This window comes from Paenibacillus sp. YIM B09110 (assembly GCF_037167145.1).
In the GTDB taxonomy this organism is placed as follows: Bacteria; Bacillota; Bacilli; order Paenibacillales; family Paenibacillaceae; genus Pristimantibacillus.
The window spans coordinates 292,356-308,619 of record NZ_JBANSP010000006.1 but is presented as its reverse complement, the minus strand read 5'-3'; the positions used below and the strand labels follow the sequence as shown (position 1 = coordinate 308,619).

Genomic DNA, 16,264 nt, shown 5'->3' with positions numbered 1-16,264 from the left:
TGCATATTCTAGGAGCCCTATATTTGGATTTGGAGAGGATCTGTCCGCCCCCGTCGAAGAGTATGGCGGACGGCAACCGCTGCCGGATAATTTCGACCTTGCGGTCACGATCAGCGTGATGTTGATTGATTCCCGCGAGGGGCGGGGGCGAGCAGTCAACATGTGTTGTTTGATTACGTAAGTTAATCGAAAATACTTTTGCATTCTTTTTAATTCTCTGTTCAGACATGCAACAGGCCGGGGCGCCTAGTCCCCAGCCTGTTTTTTTTATGAAAGATTATTCAACTAGACTTTTCGTTAGATTTATTGCGGGGCTTGACGATAAACTAGCAATCGCATCATTGCTGAGTTGGAAATAAGCCCCTTCGCTTTCGGGGTGCCCAGTAACGGTTTGCGTAATCTTAATGAACCATTCGTTCGGAAAATTTAATGGCAGCGTTAATTGATAGGAACCATTAGCGGCTATCACATTAGACGAGGTGCTCAATATCTTCCAGTTTGTTCCGTTTAAGAGATATACTTTAATGGTTGTGCCTTTGCTAAGGTATGAAACGATGATCTTGTCTTTTACCTTACTGTCGACGTAATCGTAAATATCGATTTGACTAAAGTCAAGCGTCGGCGATAACTCAACGGAATAAGCTTTGGATGTATAATCACTCTCTATCCCTTCTCTAACAATTGATACGTATACAGAGCCCTTGCCCGGATTCAAGGTAACGATCGTGTTGGCGACGAAAGAACCATTCTCCAATTGTTCGGCGGCAGCTTCGACAAGTAGAGCCCCAGCATCCATATTCGCATTATTGTAGACATGTACGAAATCTCCGGCCTTTAATCCGGTCACTTGCACGATATCCTCGGTTCCATAGCGATTAACGACTGTGATGGCATTCGTCAGAGGGGCCGCTGGTGGCGCTCCTTGATAAACTACAGGGATACGCTCGCTTTCGAGATAACCTTTGCGTATTACGGATACAAAGACCACACCGGAATTCAAATCCTTGCTGAACTGGGGAATCGATACGGTTATGCTGGATTGTCCGCTTGCTACTGGCTTAGAAGTACCGATAATTACCGATTTAGAGCTTTCGTCCTTATAAACTTTGACAATATCGCCAGTGGCTAGACCGCCCACGACAACAAGATCGGGTTTTACGAGATTGTTAAACGCCGTGACTTCTGTAATTGGATTGGAAGGCTGTGCCGCATAAGCTTTCTCGGTAGGTGAGCTTTCAACTCCTTGTCTGGTTAGCGTAATATATATTTTTCCCGCTTGTTCGCTCGGGAGCGAGAGATATAACGAAGCGGTTGCTTTGTTGCCTCCGTCTGGGCTATCTGCAATTTCTGTCGTAATTAAAGTCGTCATTGACGCGTCATTGTAAACTTTAATCAAATCTTTCGGTTCCAACCCCGTCAGATATATTTGATCTAGTCCAATATTGTTTGTTACTGTTATGGAGCTTACGGCAGGTCCCGAAGGTGCTTCTTCTGGATAGGCCACTGCAACTTTAGCGCTTTCCAAATAATCTTTGCGTATAACGGATACGTACAACTTGCCTGAATTCGTCCCCAATTGTGAGATTGGGATCATTATACTGGTCTGCCCGTCGGCTACTGGCTTAGATGTCGCTAGTACGACATTTTTCTCGTTATAGATTTTAACGACATCCCCAGCGGAAAGATGAGTCACTTGTATTAAATCCGCAAGAGTTCTGTAGTTATTTCGAATAAATACGTCTCCGTCCGATCCGCTAGAAGAGTCCATGTTCACGGGGAACGAGGGTTCGGCCAAATACGATTTGGGCGTACGTGCGCTCTCCACTCCCGCCCGCGTTACGCTAATATAGACCGTACCACTTTTGTGGCTTGGGAGCTCTACAGTAATCGTACACGTTTTTTTGTTGCCTGCAAGCGAGCAAGAAGACCCTGCGACACCCTTTCCAATCAAAGCGCCATCGTTTAATTGATCGTATGCCGCGAACAGATCGTTGTCAGACAATCCCGAGATTGTCAAGTAATCTGCCTTTCCATCAGAATCGCTTGGTGCCAAATGGTTAGTAACCGTTATTGACGAAGCTGACGGGCCGGAAGGCGGTTCTGCCTCATAGGTAAAGGGCAGTTTCTCGCTCTCCGAATACCCCAATCGTGTGATGGAAATAAGGACGATATTTGACGTGCGCCCCAACTGATTAATGGAGACTTGGACTTCCCCGTCGCTTGTTGCCGTAGCTTTGGCAAGAGCTGCGGAAGTTTTGTTATTATTGTAGATTTGAATGCTATCGCCGGCGTTGATCTGAGATACGGTGACGGTATCTTTAATCGGAGAAACATTGTTGTAAACTCGGATCTGCTCGGCGTTTAAGCGGACTGAAGGTTCGCCTGCATAATTTTTTAACGTCTTGCCGGATTCGCTAATCCCATTCGTGACAGACACGTAAAGTGAGCCGGAAAGCTCGCTTAACTGCGGTATTGCAATTCTTGCTTCGTAGTTTCGGGTTCCCCCAACTAACGTCGCGCTCCCCTGTGCGATCGGAGTCCGATCGTTCAACTGGCGATAGATTTTCACGATACTCCCGCTAGCCAATCCTTTGACGGTTATGAGATCATCTACTCCAGTCAAATTGTTCGTTATGGATATATTCGTAACCGGCGGACCTGCCGCTGGTTTTGATACGACGACGCTGCGAGTGGCTTCTTTGCGGCCGTCCTCGGAGATGACCTTTATGATGGCGGTTCCCGGACTTAAGGGAGTCACTATGCCATTTTGATCTACTTGCGCCACGGCAGGATTGCTGCTGCTCCACGATAATTGTTTATTTGTAGCATTATCGGGAATAATCTGGGCCGATAAGGCAACGGGACCATCGCCTGGCCTTATCGTCATTTTGGCTTGATCCAGAATAACTCCCACTACATGGTTTACGTAAAAATTCACGGAAGAACCGGTCGTTAAGATGGCAGAGTTTGCGGCATCAATCCCTGTGTAAGTAACGGTTTCCTCTTTCGTATTCGTTACTGTAAATGTGGCTTGACCATAGGCATCCGTCAATTGACCATGGGCAGGCGTAATGGAGGAACTTCCTCCGCCTTGTGTAAGTTTAACCATCTTGTTTGGAACGCGATGACCCATAGCATCTCTAAGCGTCACAATCAGAGTACTGCTGGACTGTCCGTTTAATTCTACTTTGGAAGGCGTAGCAGTGATATATGAGTTTGTCGGACTCGTTGGGCCAACAATAAAGGTAACGGTCGTGGTAATCTCAAAATTTTCATTAACTATTGAATCCTTTACGACGTAGGTTACCGTTTCGACATTCTTATTTGTCACGATAAAACGGGCTTGCCCTTGGGCATTGGTAAAACCATTGTTAACCGGAGTTATGGTAGAATTTCCGTCTCCCTGCGAAATTGTTACTTTGTGGTTATCGATCGGGTGGCCCCCTGAGCTTTTAAGCGTGACTATAAGCGTACTGCCGGAAGTTCCGTCTGCCAGTAATTGAGAAGATGAAGCAGTTAACGTCGACTGGGAAGTATTTGCCGGACCCCGTATGAATTTGACTTGCGGCTTATCGAGCATCGTCATATAAGGCGTTGTTTCCGCGCTTGCGGAGTAAGTTACCGTTTCTACGTATTTACTCGTCACTGTAAATTTCGCTACGCCGTTTGCATCTGTTTTTCCACCGTTTACGGGAGTTATCGTAGAGCGTGAACCGTTTCCTTGAGTAAGCGTAATTTTAACGTTAGGAATTAAATTTTCATAAAAATCTTTTCCTATAACGGTTATCGTACTGTTTTCTATGCCGTTTGCTTCCACTTCGGTTGACGAGGCGGAAACGATCGAACTTTGCCAATTGATTAATCCAGCCTTAAATACGACTTGCGCCGATTGTAATAGAGTGACATGGTCCGTATTATCGGTAAGAGTATAGGTTACCGTCTCTGCTTTCGTGTTAGAGACCGTAAACCAAGCCTGTCCGTTCGCGTTGGTGACACTATCCGATAAAGGAGTGATGGTCGAACTGCCTTCTCCCTGCGATAAGATTAGTGAATGATTAGACATGGGATTGCCGAGCGAATCTACCAACTTAGCGACGATGGTTACTTGGCTTGTGCGATCGGCACTCGTACTTGTGGCGGATGTACTAACCGTCGAGGCTTTTTCATCTGTAAGACCTAATACTGTGACCACGCATGAAGCTGTTTTTTCTTGATCGATGGTTGTAACGGTAACGATAGAGGATCCGACCGAAAGGGGAGTGACGGTCCCGTCTTCACTTACCGTGGCTACATCCGGGTTGCTGCTGCTCCAGATCAACTGCTTGTTCGTCGCACTATTTGGAAACACTTGTGCTTTAAGTCGCGAAATATCTTGTCCGACTTTAAGAGTTAAGTTTGTTTCTTTTAATTCGATGTCCGTCACTTTATGATAAAAGGTTACGATTGGACTCTGATCGACCGTTGTCTGCTCCGTCACGTCTGTTGCAGTAAACGCAACGTTCTCCGGGCGAGAATTCATCACTGAAAAAACAGTTTGTCCATTTGCATCCGTTACCCCTTCGTTCGGCAGAATAGTAGCTGAAGTACCGCTACCTTGCGTGAGGCTGATAATGTGCCCGGGAATTGGAGCACCTTCTGCGTCAAGGAGGGTAACGGTTATGGACGAAGAGTCTGTCCCATTTGCTTCCACATATGTAGACGAGGACGTAATTTCGGCGTTTGGCGTTGCGGGATTGAACGTTATTTGTATCGATTGTTCAAGAGTTGAATGCGCTTGATCGTGCGTAGCCGAAACCGTAATTATCTCGGATACTGAATTGGTCACCAGAAACGAAGCCTCTCCGTCGGTATCTGTTACTCCGCCATTAATCGGTGTAATGACGGCGCTACCGCTACCTTGATCGATTCGGACAGCTTGTTGGTTTATCGGGTTATCGTTCGAATCTCTAAGCGTAACGGTTAAAGTGCCGCTGGTCGTGCCATCGGCTGGTAAATACGTGGAGGATGCTGTAAATGTTGAGTTTGCCATACTTACGGTATCAGGCGAATACTGGACATCGACATGCTGCCTAATCGTCTCTTTATCCGTCGTATCTATCGCGGTGTAAGTTACATTCTCTGCAATTGTGTTCGTTGCAGCAAAAACAACTAACCCGTGATCGTCCGTTATCCCTTCGATTGGTGAGACTTTAGAGTTTCCGTTCTGTGATATGCGTACCGTATGACCTTGGACAGGTCGATTGAGTTTATCGACTAGCTTTACTAATAGCTTTGTCTCAGCGGTCCCATTCGCAGAAACGTTCGTTAATGTAGCGGACAGCTCGGAGTTGGAAGTATGGGTAGTGCCTAGGGCTAAAGTCGGGTTGAAACTGTTCGTCAATGTTCCATCTCCGAGTTGGCCGTAAACGTTTGCCCCCCAACCCCAAACCGTACCGTCAGATTTGAGGGCTAAAATATGGTCCGAACCCGCGTTAATCCCGATAGCTTGGTAAATACCGCTAACCATTTCGGGATCTTGGATGTCTGAATCGAAGGGGAAAGTCCACACTGTACCGTCTTCTTTCATGGCTAAACCGTAAGAACCGCTTGAACTTATCGAATGGACATCTTTAAAAACATTTCCGTTTTTATATTTCAGCTGCCAAGGGAAAACTTTATATCTTCCCCAAATCCAGATGGTGCCATCGTCCTTTAATACCACGCTATAATACTCGCTTGCAGAGATGTCTTTTGCATTCGTAAGATTTACAGAGTGCGACTGACCGTAAGTATTATCTCCCCACGCGAAGACTGTTCCGTCTTTCTTAATGGCAAGGTTATGTTTAGCGCCCGCGGTAATGGTTACGGCATCACTAAGTCCTAATACACTTGTAAGCTTAGTTGAGCCATTCTGATTCAGTCCCCAAGTCCAGACCGTTCCGTCGGATTTCAGGGCCAAACTATGAGACGAAGCCGCCGAGATAGATGTTATATCACTTAAGGTGTTTATTTGAACGGGAACCGATACGTGTGCGTTCCAATTCTGCATTCCCGCTAAGCCATAATCATTGTCGCCCCAAGCCCAGACCGTTCCGTCTCTCTTTAAGGCAAGGGCATGCTTGTCCCCGGTTGCCACGGCTACGACGTCGTTAAGGTTTAATACTTTGGTTGGAGTGGGACTGTTCGTAAAAGTGCCGTTTCCCAGCTCTCCCTCCGCGTTGTACCCCCAAGCCCAGACCGAACCATCGGCCTTGAGAGCGACCGTAAATTGATTGCCTCCCGAAATCTGTGTATAACCTCTCTCCTGAGATTCAGCGGAGACACGAGGCGTGTATACCAAAAAAGATGTACTTGCTAGAGCAATTATTATTACAAGATTAATGCTTAATTTAAAGAGCTTCATTGTAGCTGACCTCTTTCTAGATTAAAGTTACATTATTCTATATTATTCCATGACTCTAGTTGTTGTGGCAATATTTAACATGGATTTTGATTTATATAATTTGAGCCAATCGAATGCCGTAATTCAAAACAACTATACGCCTTGACGATTTTGGTCTCCAGCCTGCTTGTAGCTCCAAATCATATTAAATATAACGATAAAATCGTCGCATTTCCCGATAGGGGAAAGCGGCGTTTTTTGTTATGGAAATTCGTCTTTATGTAATAAAACATGACACAAAATTGTTCTTTTGTATAAATACACAATCGAACATCCTGCATATTTGTGAAATTCACAAACAAAAACCGAATTACATGTGATATAATCTTACACATAAACAAAAACGAAAGCATTCTTCTTGTGAAATACGACAAACATGTGAGGTTTGAAAGGAGTTGAGTCAACGATGCAGATAACAGCTAACCCTTATGCGTGGCCCTTTGATGGAAACGTTGATCCTTCGAAAACGGCGCTGGTCATTATTGATATGCAAATCGATTTTTGCGGCAAAGGCGGATATGTGGAGCAAATGGGGTATGACTTGTCGCTGACGGCAAAGCCTATCGAGCCTATCAAGAAGTTGTTGAACCGGGTTCGGCAAATAGAAGGCATGACGGTTATTCATACGAGAGAAGGCCATAAGCCGGATCTATCCGATCTGCCTCCTAACAAAAGGTGGAGGAGCAAACAGATCGGCGCGGAGATCGGCTCGCACGGTCCTGCCGGACGGATCTTGGTTAGAGGAGAGCCCGGCTGGGAAATCATCGAGGATCTCCGACCGATCGAAGGCGAATGGATCATCGATAAGCCGGGAAAGGGAAGCTTTTATGCAACGGACCTGGAGCTAGTATTGAAAAATAAAGGCATTACGCATCTGATATTGACTGGCATCACAACCGACGTGTGCGTTCATACGACGATGAGGGAGGCTAACGACAGAGGGTATGAATGCTTGATTCTGGAGGATTGCACGGGGGCGACGGACCCGGCCAACCATCAGGCGGCGCTGAACATGGTAACGATGCAGGGCGGCGTATTCGGTAGCGTGAGCAGCTCCGAACATGTGCTGAAGGCATTGCAAAACTATTAATCTACTAAAACCAAAACATAGAGAACATATAACGGAGGGAACTATTATGTGGAGAAATTCAAAGAAATCATTGTTTATCGTATTGGCGGCTATCATGCTCGTTGCGACGGCATGCGGTTCTAATCAAGCGCCTGCTTCGTCAGGGGCTTCAAACGGAGAGACGGGCGAGCTGAGGAAGGTCGTGCTAAGGCTGAAGTGGATTCATCAAGCGCAATTCGCCGGGTATTATACCGCGGTGGAGAAGGGCTTCTATAAGGAAGCGGGATTGGACGTCGAGATCAGACCTGGCGGAGCGGATTTCCCTTCCGTACAGATGATCGCTTCGGGAAGCGAGCACTTCGGCGTTACCGGTGCCGATCAAATTCTGATGGCGCGGGAAAAAGGCGTGCCGGTTCAAGCGCTGTCGGCCGTATATCGCAAGACGCCTTTCGTCTTGTTCAGCTTGAAGGATTCCGGCATAACGAAAATGGAGGATCTTATCGGCAAGAAGGTCGGCGTGAAGCTGGGCGGCAACGAGGAATTGACTTACCGCGCCATGGTGAACAGCGCCGGCATCGAAGCTTCGAAGATCGAAGAAATGCCGGTGAAATACGATATGAGTCCGCTGCTTAGCGGTCAAGTGGCAGCATGGCCGGGGTATGTGATTAACGAGATGCTTGCCGTTCAAGAGCAAGGGCATGAAGTGAACGTTATCCAACCTGGCGATTACGACATTAATTTTTATGCGGATACGCTATTTACGACCGAGTCTATCATCAAGAACGATCCAGAGATGGTCAAGAGCTTCGTCCAAGCCTCAATGAAGGGCTGGGAGTACGCGATTGCTAACCCTGAGGAAGCTGCGGAATTCGGGTTGAAGTACGGCAGCAAGCTGAATCTCGAACATGAAATAGGCATGATGAAAGCTAGCGTAGAGCTGCTTGAACCGGCCAATCTGCCGCTTGGGAAGATGGATACGGCAGCTTGGAGCGAGCTGCAGAAGAGTCTGATCGACTTGAAGTTTTTGAAGGAAGAACAGAACTTGGAAGACGTGTTCACGAATGAATTTATCGAATAGGGAGTGATTCGAATGCAAGCGACATTAAGTGAATTGGGGAATCGTGCAGCACACCTGAATGACGGACAAACATCAGCTTCTTCGAGGAACGAAATCGCGGTTACTTTGAAAAACTGTTCCCTTTCGTTTGGAGATGTTCAGGTGCTGAACAACGTATCCTTGGACATTTATAAAAACGAGTTTGTTTCCATCCTTGGTCCGAGCGGTTGCGGAAAATCAACGCTGTTGCGGCTCATGCTGAATCTCCTCCAGCCGAATGCCGGAGGGGAGGTCAGCTTCGCATCGAACGATCTATCCATTGGGATGGTATTCCAGAAGCCGGTTCTTATGCCGTGGTTGACGGCGATCCAGAACATCGTCTTGCCGCTCACGATCGGAGAGAAGCGTTTCTCCAAGAGCGTCGCGAGGGAAAAGGCGGAGGGCGCGCTGCGATTAGTCGGCTTGCAAGACTTCGTCAATCACTTCCCGCATCAGCTAAGCGGCGGGATGCAGCAGCGGATCGCGATCGCGCGAGCGCTTGCCGCAGACCCGGCGGTACTGCTGATGGATGAGCCGTTCGGAGCGCTTGACGAATTCACGAGGGAGAAGCTGAATTTCGAGCTGCTCCGCTTGTGGGAAAGCCCGGATACGAGCCTCAGCACGGTCGTCATGGTTACCCATTCCATTCAAGAGTCCGTTATTATGTCCAATCGCGTGGTCATGATGTCGCCTAGACCTGCCGGAGTCGATGCGATTATTCCTGTTCCGCTGCCTTCGCATAGAGAGGTAGGCATGGAAGAGCTTCCTGAGTATCATCATACGGTCAGCGAATTAAGAAAGAGGGTCAAGCATCTATGATGAAAAAAATAAAAGAGATCATGTACCCTGTTTCTTTTGCATTAGGCTTTATTTTGATATGGGAATTAGCGGTGCGTCTGTTCGATATTCCGCTTTATTTGCTTCCTGCGCCATCGGCCGTTCTAACGGTAATCGACGGCTCCTTGGCGTCACATATGTTCGTTACGCTAATGGAAGCTTTGATCGGCTTTGTGCTTGCCAACATTTTGGGGATGATAACAGCCGTTATTTTCGTACACTCCAAGCCGATCGAGAAGGGCGTATTCCCGCTGGCGATTGCGCTCAAGACGACCCCGCTCGTAGCTTTAGCGCCGTTGCTGGTAGTTTGGATGGGAACTGGCTATTCTTCCAAGATTGTCGCGTCTATGCTCATTTGCTTCTTCCCGATTCTCGTTAACAGCGTTAAAGGCTTAAAGGCCATCGAGCATGAAGCGTGGGAGCTGTTCTCGACCTACAAAGGCACGAAGCTAGAAATATTCTGGAAGCTTCGACTTCCGACGAGCTTGCCTTACGTGTTCTCGGCATTGAAAATATCGACGTCGCTCGCCATTGTCGGCGCTATCGTCGGAGAATTCGTCGGGGCGAACAAGGGGCTTGGCTATGTCGTGCTCGTATCTTCCTATCATATGGACACGCCGATGATGTTCTCGGCAATTATCGCTTCGGCATTATGCGGATTGGTGCTCTTCTGGGGCATCAGCTGGCTGGAGAAGAAAGTCGTATTTTGGCAAAGGACGGATGAAATATGATGATATGCTCGGTTGTTAAAGTTCCAGCTCGTTCGCCGAACGATACCCATACATTGAAACAGCGCTTTGAGGATTCAACGATCAATCCGAATGATGTCGTCGCCGTGCTCGGCAAGACGGAAGGGAACGGCTGCGTGAACGACTTTACGCGCGGGTTTGCCGTTCTTGCTTTGAAAAATCTGTTCGCCGACTATAGCGGCGAGAAGGCGAAGTCCATCTCGTTCGTCATGTCGGGGGGAACCGAGGGCATCTTGAGTCCTCACTTCTCAGTTATCAGCCGCAGCGGAGTGGTCGATAAGGATTCGGTTCAACAGGCGCAGAAATCGCTAGCGATCGGCGTTGCGAGAACGCCTGACTTCAAGCCCGAAGAGCTCGGGCGCATGACACAGGTCGATCAAGTCGCGGAAGCTGTCCGCCGCGCGATCGGCGAGGCAGGCATCGGCAGTCCGGCCGACGTTCATTTCGTGCAAATTAAATGTCCGCTGCTGACGGCGGAGCAGATTCAGGATGCGCATCTTAGAGGCATGGGCATCGTCACGGAAGATACGTACAAATCAATGGGCTTCTCCAGAGGCGCCTCGGCGCTCGGAGCTGCAGTGGCACTGGGGGAAATCGACCGCGAGCAGCTGCAGGAATCGGACATTTGCCATTCGTGGGGCTTATACAGCGATGTTGCTTCCACGTCTGCGGGAAGCGAGCTGCAGTACTGCGAGGTTATCGTGTTCGGCAATTCCGTCTTTGCGGAAGGGCCGTACTTTATCGATCATGATGTAATGAAAGATGCGATAGACGCCGCGGCATTGAAGCGGATATTGGACAAATACCCGAATGCGGAGCTGGTGCAAGTGCTTGCGAAGGCCGAAGCCGATCCGACGGGTTACGTGCGGGGACAAAGGCATACGATGCTCGACGACTCCGATATTAATCATACGCGCCATGCCCGCGCGGTCGTTGGAGGCGTTCTTGCTTCCGTGTGCGGCGATCCGATGATTTATGTATCCGGCGGCGCAGAGCACCAAGGACCGGCAGGCGGCGGACCGGTGGCGGTCGTCTTTCGCCGCAAGGCTTAACCTCTTTTTATAAATCAAATAAACAAATAAAGACAGGAGATTAACAATATGATCAACGCTAACAAGACAGAGGTAATGGTGGGAGAAGAGATGGCGTGGGGGCTTATGCCGGATCATATCCATCTTTATCACCGCGAAATCGTTTCTGCCGCTCAGGCCGACAAGCTGGGCATTCGTTCAAGCTCGATTCTATGGGAAAAAATCGGCGTCGGCGGGCAAGTGCTGCCCCATTATCATGACGTCGCTGAGATTATATATATTACGGTCGGCAAAGTTAAGCTCCTATGCAATGGAGAATGGAAAAGCTACAAAGCCGGAGATACGTTCCACGTACCTGCGGGAGTCGTTCATTCCGTAGCGAATGACGATGATCAGCCGACGGAGCAGATCAGCGTGTTCCTGCCTGTTGAGCAGGATGTGCCGGCTAACTCTTTCTTTAACACGACTCTCGTGGAAGACGTCTATTCCATTAAGAAATAAGATTGCGGGGATCAGCCATGGCGAATAACAATCAAGCGGGTATTACATGCGGGGACATTTTGTTAATGCCCGGTTTCAAGGAAGCGGTTGTATTGGCCGGAACCGGAGGCATGCATCGGAGCATTAACCGGGTGAACGTGATGGAAGTGCCGGATGTTATTGATTGGGTTCGACCAGGGGAATTTCTTATCACGAGCGGATTCCCTTTCCGCGATCAGCCGGAGGTAATCGCCGATATTATTCCGCAGTTGGCTGAGAAAGGCGTTGCGGCTCTCGGCATCAAAACAAAGCGGTTCATCGAGCAAATACCGCCGCGGGCGCTTGAGCTTGCGAACCAGCTCGACTTTCCCGTGTTCGAGCTCCCGGCTTCGACGGTTTTCTCGGATGTTGTTCGGGACATTATGGAGCGGGTGCTCGTTACGGAGGCGAGGGAGTTGTCGCTCCTGCAAAGCCGATTCCAGAAGCTGTCCCAACAGCTCCTTTATGGTAAAGGAATCGAGGAGTTTATGCAGACGCTGGACGGCATGCTTAATAATCCGATTGTTCTTCTCGACGATTCGGATCAGCTGTTTCTGTCTCCTCAAGCAGAGCGATTGGAGCAGGCTAAGGATACCGCGTTGTGGTCTCGACTGCGGCTTGAATCGAATCTCGGAGTCAGCTTCATCTCGATAGGCGATCGACGTATTCGCGTATATGTATCTGAAGTCAACGATAAGCGGCACGAGAAATGTTTGCTGATTCTATTAGAGTGGAATCAGGAGCATTCCGTGGTCGATCAGTTGACGATCGACCGTGTGGGCATTCTCGTTGGGCTGGAGATGATCAACGCGAACGCTAGACGAGAGGTCGAATTGAAATATATCGATCAGTTTCTCCAAGATTGGATTTCCGGAAGAATCGTGACCATGGAGGATTTGAGAATAAGGGCGGAAGCGTCGGGCAGTTCGCTGGACGATTATCAGAATATGTACGTGGGGCTTGTTCGCTGGATAGTCGGGAAGCCTCCTGCTAAGCAACTGCTGCAGGCCGTCAGACGTCTTCGAACCAAGTCGCCGTGCGAGGGCTTGCAGGCTACTCTGTTGGAAGGGGAGCTAGTCATCCTCATTCCAGGTTCTACGCAAACCCCGCAGCGAACGACGCTTGACCGAATTGCGGAAGAGCTGCGATCCCAATTCGGCTCGCAGGGCTTCTCGCTATGCGTCGGCAAGACGGTCAATCGTCCGGACCGGGTATGGGAAAGCTACGATGATGCCAAGAAAATTAACCATATTAGCGCTATTTGCAACTATGACGAGCCTTATATTGACTACAAAGGGCTTGGCGTTTATCAGCTGCTGTATCATCTCCCGGACACGGAGGAGGTCATGAGCTTCCGCGATCAGTATATCGTACCGTTGCTCGAATACGACCAGAAGCATAATTCGCAATTTTACGAAACGATCAAGGTGTATTTCAAATATAACCGCAATCTGAAGAAAACGGCCGCGGAGCTTATTACGCATTACAATACCGTTTCTTATAGAGTCGACCGGGTATGCGAAATATTGGGCATTAACATCGATGACGGCGATGATCTATTTCAGTTGTATTTGGCCGTCAAGCTTAACGAGATGAGGCCCAAATGACGGGGGAGAGTGAAACGATGAGCAATCCGACAATTCCATTCGAGCTGACGATCGGTGTGCTTCAGGAGCTATATGCGAGTCGAGCGGTTACGCCTAGGGAAGTCATCCAAGAGATTATAAACCGTGTCCAAGCGGATTCGGCTATGAATATTTGGATCACGCCTCCTACTATCGAAGCGTTGGAGCCGTATCTAGCACGTTTGGAAGGAACGGAATCTCGAGGTCTGCCTTTATGGGGCATTCCGTTTGCGATTAAGGATAATATCGATGTGGCTCAAGTCGCAACGACGGCGGCCTGCCCTGCCTATTCCTATGAGCCGACCGAGCACGCGACAGTCGTACGGCGAATGATCGACGCAGGGGCGATTCCGCTGGGCAAAACCAATTTGGACCAGTTCGCCACGGGTCTTGTAGGCGTTCGAAGCCCATACGGAGAAGCGCATAACGCTTTGCGTCCCGAGCTGATTAGCGGCGGTTCGAGCTCGGGCTCGGCTGTCGCGGTCGCGCGCGGCCATGCCGCCTTTTCTTTCGGCACGGATACGGCGGGATCCGGACGTGTTCCCGCTGCACTGAACAATCTGGTCGGTTATAAGCCGAGCCTGGGGGCTTGGCCGACCAAAGGCGTCGTCCCGGCATGCGCCAGCCTCGATTGCGTGAATGTGTTTGCCCATTCGCTGGAGGATGCACTTAAGGTTGATACGTATGCACGAGGCTTGGATGCATCCGATCCTTGGTCTCGCAGCGTGGAGCGATCGGCGTCCAGACTGCCGAGTAAGGTTTATTTGCCGGTCGACCCGCCGCAGTTCTACGGACCTTATGCGGCTGAATATAGCGATGCATGGGATGCCGCGGTCGATCGCATTACGAAGCTTGATCTGCCGATAGCTTATATCGATTATGAATTATTCGGCCGGACGGCGGCGTTGCTGTACGACGGGCCGTGGGTGTCGGAGCGTTGGGCAAGCTTGAGCGAGTTTGTGGAGGCCAATCCGGAAGCGGTGTTCGGAACGACGGAGCAAATCCTGCGCTCCGGGGCATCGGATAAGCAGACTGCCGCTTCCGTGTTTACAGCAATGCATGAGCTGCAGCGGTATAAGCTCGCTGCAAAGAAGCTGCTGGACAACGCCGTGATGATTATGCCGACGTGTGGTGGTACGTATTTGCGCGAGCAGGTAAGATTGGACCCGATCGGCACGAATTCCAATATGGGGCGATATACGAACCATTGCAATTTGCTTGATCTATGCGCCGCAGCCATCCCTGCGGGAGAAGCTGCTCCGGCGCTGCCGTTCGGGATTACGCTGTTCGCGCTGGCCGAGGAGGAAGCTCTTGTTACAGGTACGGCGGAGATGATTATTCATGGACGGATAATGCCCGTGAGCAGTCCGGCGAAGGATATGATTCCCGTTGCGGTATGCGGCTTGCATATGCGGGGATTTCCGCTGGAGAAGCAGATGCAAGAGCATGGTGCCCGGTTTGTACGCGAAGCCGCAACGGCTGCCAAGTATGCAATGGTGAAATTGGCGACCGCGCCGCCTAAGCCCGGCTTGATTAAACGGCAGGAGGGCGGACAAGCCTTCCAATTGGAAGTGTGGGAGATGCCGGCCGCAGCTTTCGGTGCGTTCGCGGCACTAATACCAGCGCCTCTCGGAATAGGGAAAGTTGAGCTTGCGGATGGGACGCAAATTCCCGGTTTTATATGCGAAGGCTATGCCGAGCAGGATGCCGAAGACATCTCCGCTTACGGCGGTTGGCGGCATATTGTGTAAGCCGGGCCTTGAAAACATCGAGTCCGAAGCGCGTTGACGCTTCGGGTTCTTTGTCGTTCAATCCAAGATGTGGGATGATAGGAGGAGGAATCGTTCCATTGAAGATTGAATCCGTAAACTATACTATAGATATAGGTGAAATTTTTGAACGAAAGAGGAGAAGCAAAATGAATAATATCGTATCGTTGGAATGGCTGCAGGAGAAGATGGGGGATACGAATCTCGTTATTGCAGATTGCCGTTTCCGATTGGACGATCCCACGGCAGGAAGCAAAGCTTATGAGGAGTCGCATATTCCGGGAGCTGTCTATATGAACCTGGAGAAGGATCTGTCCGGGGAGGTTGAAGAAGTTGGGGGACGCCATCCGTTGCCGGATATATTCGCAATGACGGTTACTTTCGGCAAGGCTGGCATAAGCAACGAATCGGTTGTGGTCGCTTATGACGATCAAGGCGGAGCAATGGCTTCCCGCTTATGGTGGCTTCTGAAGTATCTCGGTCATGAACAGGTCTATGTGCTGGACAGAGGCTTCTCGGCTTGGGTGAATCAGGGTCTGCCGGTATCGTCTGAACAGACAGAGGCGCAGCCTGCGACTTATATCGCAACGGTACAGCACAGTATGCTGGTTGAGATGGATGAAGTAAGGGATTTGCTCGGCAGCGAAGGAGTGACGCTCGTCGACTCCCGGGAAGCTCCGCGCTACCGCGGCGAAGTCGAGCCGATCGACCGTGTCGCCGGTCACATTCCCGGAGCGATCAACCGCTTCTGGAAGGACGGCCTTGCTGAGTCCGGCGCTTGGAAGGACGCTGCGGCGCAAGCCGACCGCTTCGCCGATCTGGACCGCGACCGCGAGTTTATCGTCTACTGCGGCTCGGGCGTAACCGCGACACCTAATGTTATCGCCCTGCAAGAGGCTGGCTTTAACAAGGTGCGGCTGTATGCGGGGAGCTGGAGCGATTGGATTTCATATGCGGACAACCCTGTTGCGATGGGGGACGAGTAGAAGGAGTAATCGACATATCAGTATGTGATCTGGAGTACATCGTTCATGTGGCGATGTACTTCTTTGCGTTGTGCTCAGGGATACGAAGTCAACAGGGAGTCAACACTTGCTCTCTGTAAACATTTTCAGGAACCCCCGCACCGAGCGTCCACTTATATGGCT

The 16,264-nt window shown here is 49.8% G+C and carries 10 protein-coding genes; 9 read left to right on the top strand and 1 reads right to left on the bottom strand.

What is annotated here, in order from left to right; all coding sequences use genetic code 11:
* Window positions 1-277: 277 nt before the first annotated feature.
* A complete protein-coding gene (locus V8F51_RS12200) occupies window positions 278-6,319 on the bottom strand; it encodes an Ig-like domain-containing protein (protein ID WP_337100504.1) in 6,042 nt (2,013 codons plus the stop codon).
* 508 nt (window positions 6,320-6,827) lie between these two features.
* Here V8F51_RS12200 and biuH point away from each other — a divergent pair.
* The 9 genes from biuH (at window position 6,828) to V8F51_RS12155 (ending at window position 16,102) form a co-directional block, all read left to right on the top strand.
* Window positions 6,828-7,511, top strand: a complete 684-nt coding sequence (gene biuH, locus V8F51_RS12195) for a biuret amidohydrolase (protein ID WP_337100503.1) — start codon at window positions 6,828-6,830, stop codon at window positions 7,509-7,511.
* 46 nt (window positions 7,512-7,557) lie between these two features.
* On the top strand, window positions 7,558-8,568 hold the full coding sequence (locus V8F51_RS12190) for an ABC transporter substrate-binding protein (protein WP_337100502.1): 1,011 nt from the start codon (window positions 7,558-7,560) through the stop codon (window positions 8,566-8,568).
* A gap of 12 nt (window positions 8,569-8,580) precedes the next feature.
* Window positions 8,581-9,405, top strand: a complete 825-nt coding sequence (locus V8F51_RS12185; protein ID WP_337100501.1) for an ABC transporter ATP-binding protein — start codon at window positions 8,581-8,583, stop codon at window positions 9,403-9,405.
* Complete coding sequence (locus V8F51_RS12180) at window positions 9,402-10,154, top strand: ABC transporter permease (RefSeq protein ID WP_337100500.1); 753 nt, start codon at window positions 9,402-9,404, stop codon at window positions 10,152-10,154. Before V8F51_RS12185 ends, V8F51_RS12180 begins: the two co-directional genes overlap by 4 nt.
* Window positions 10,151-11,224 (top strand): ring-opening amidohydrolase, encoded by a 1,074-nt coding sequence (locus V8F51_RS12175; protein WP_337100499.1) that lies wholly within the window; start codon window positions 10,151-10,153, stop codon window positions 11,222-11,224. Before V8F51_RS12180 ends, V8F51_RS12175 begins: the two co-directional genes overlap by 4 nt.
* 48 nt (window positions 11,225-11,272) lie before the next feature.
* Complete coding sequence (locus tag V8F51_RS12170) at window positions 11,273-11,704, top strand: cupin domain-containing protein (protein ID WP_337100498.1); 432 nt, start codon at window positions 11,273-11,275, stop codon at window positions 11,702-11,704.
* 17 nt (window positions 11,705-11,721) lie between these two features.
* The gene (locus V8F51_RS12165) at window positions 11,722-13,329 is read left to right on the top strand and encodes a PucR family transcriptional regulator (RefSeq protein ID WP_337100497.1); all 1,608 of its coding nucleotides are present in this window, start codon (window positions 11,722-11,724) and stop codon (window positions 13,327-13,329) included.
* Between the two features lie 17 nt (window positions 13,330-13,346).
* Window positions 13,347-15,098, top strand: coding sequence for an allophanate hydrolase (gene atzF, locus V8F51_RS12160; protein ID WP_337100496.1), 1,752 nt, complete (start codon window positions 13,347-13,349; stop codon window positions 15,096-15,098).
* Between the two features lie 167 nt (window positions 15,099-15,265).
* Window positions 15,266-16,102, top strand: coding sequence for a sulfurtransferase (locus V8F51_RS12155; protein WP_337100495.1), 837 nt, complete (start codon window positions 15,266-15,268; stop codon window positions 16,100-16,102).
* Window positions 16,103-16,264: the final 162 nt, after the last annotated feature.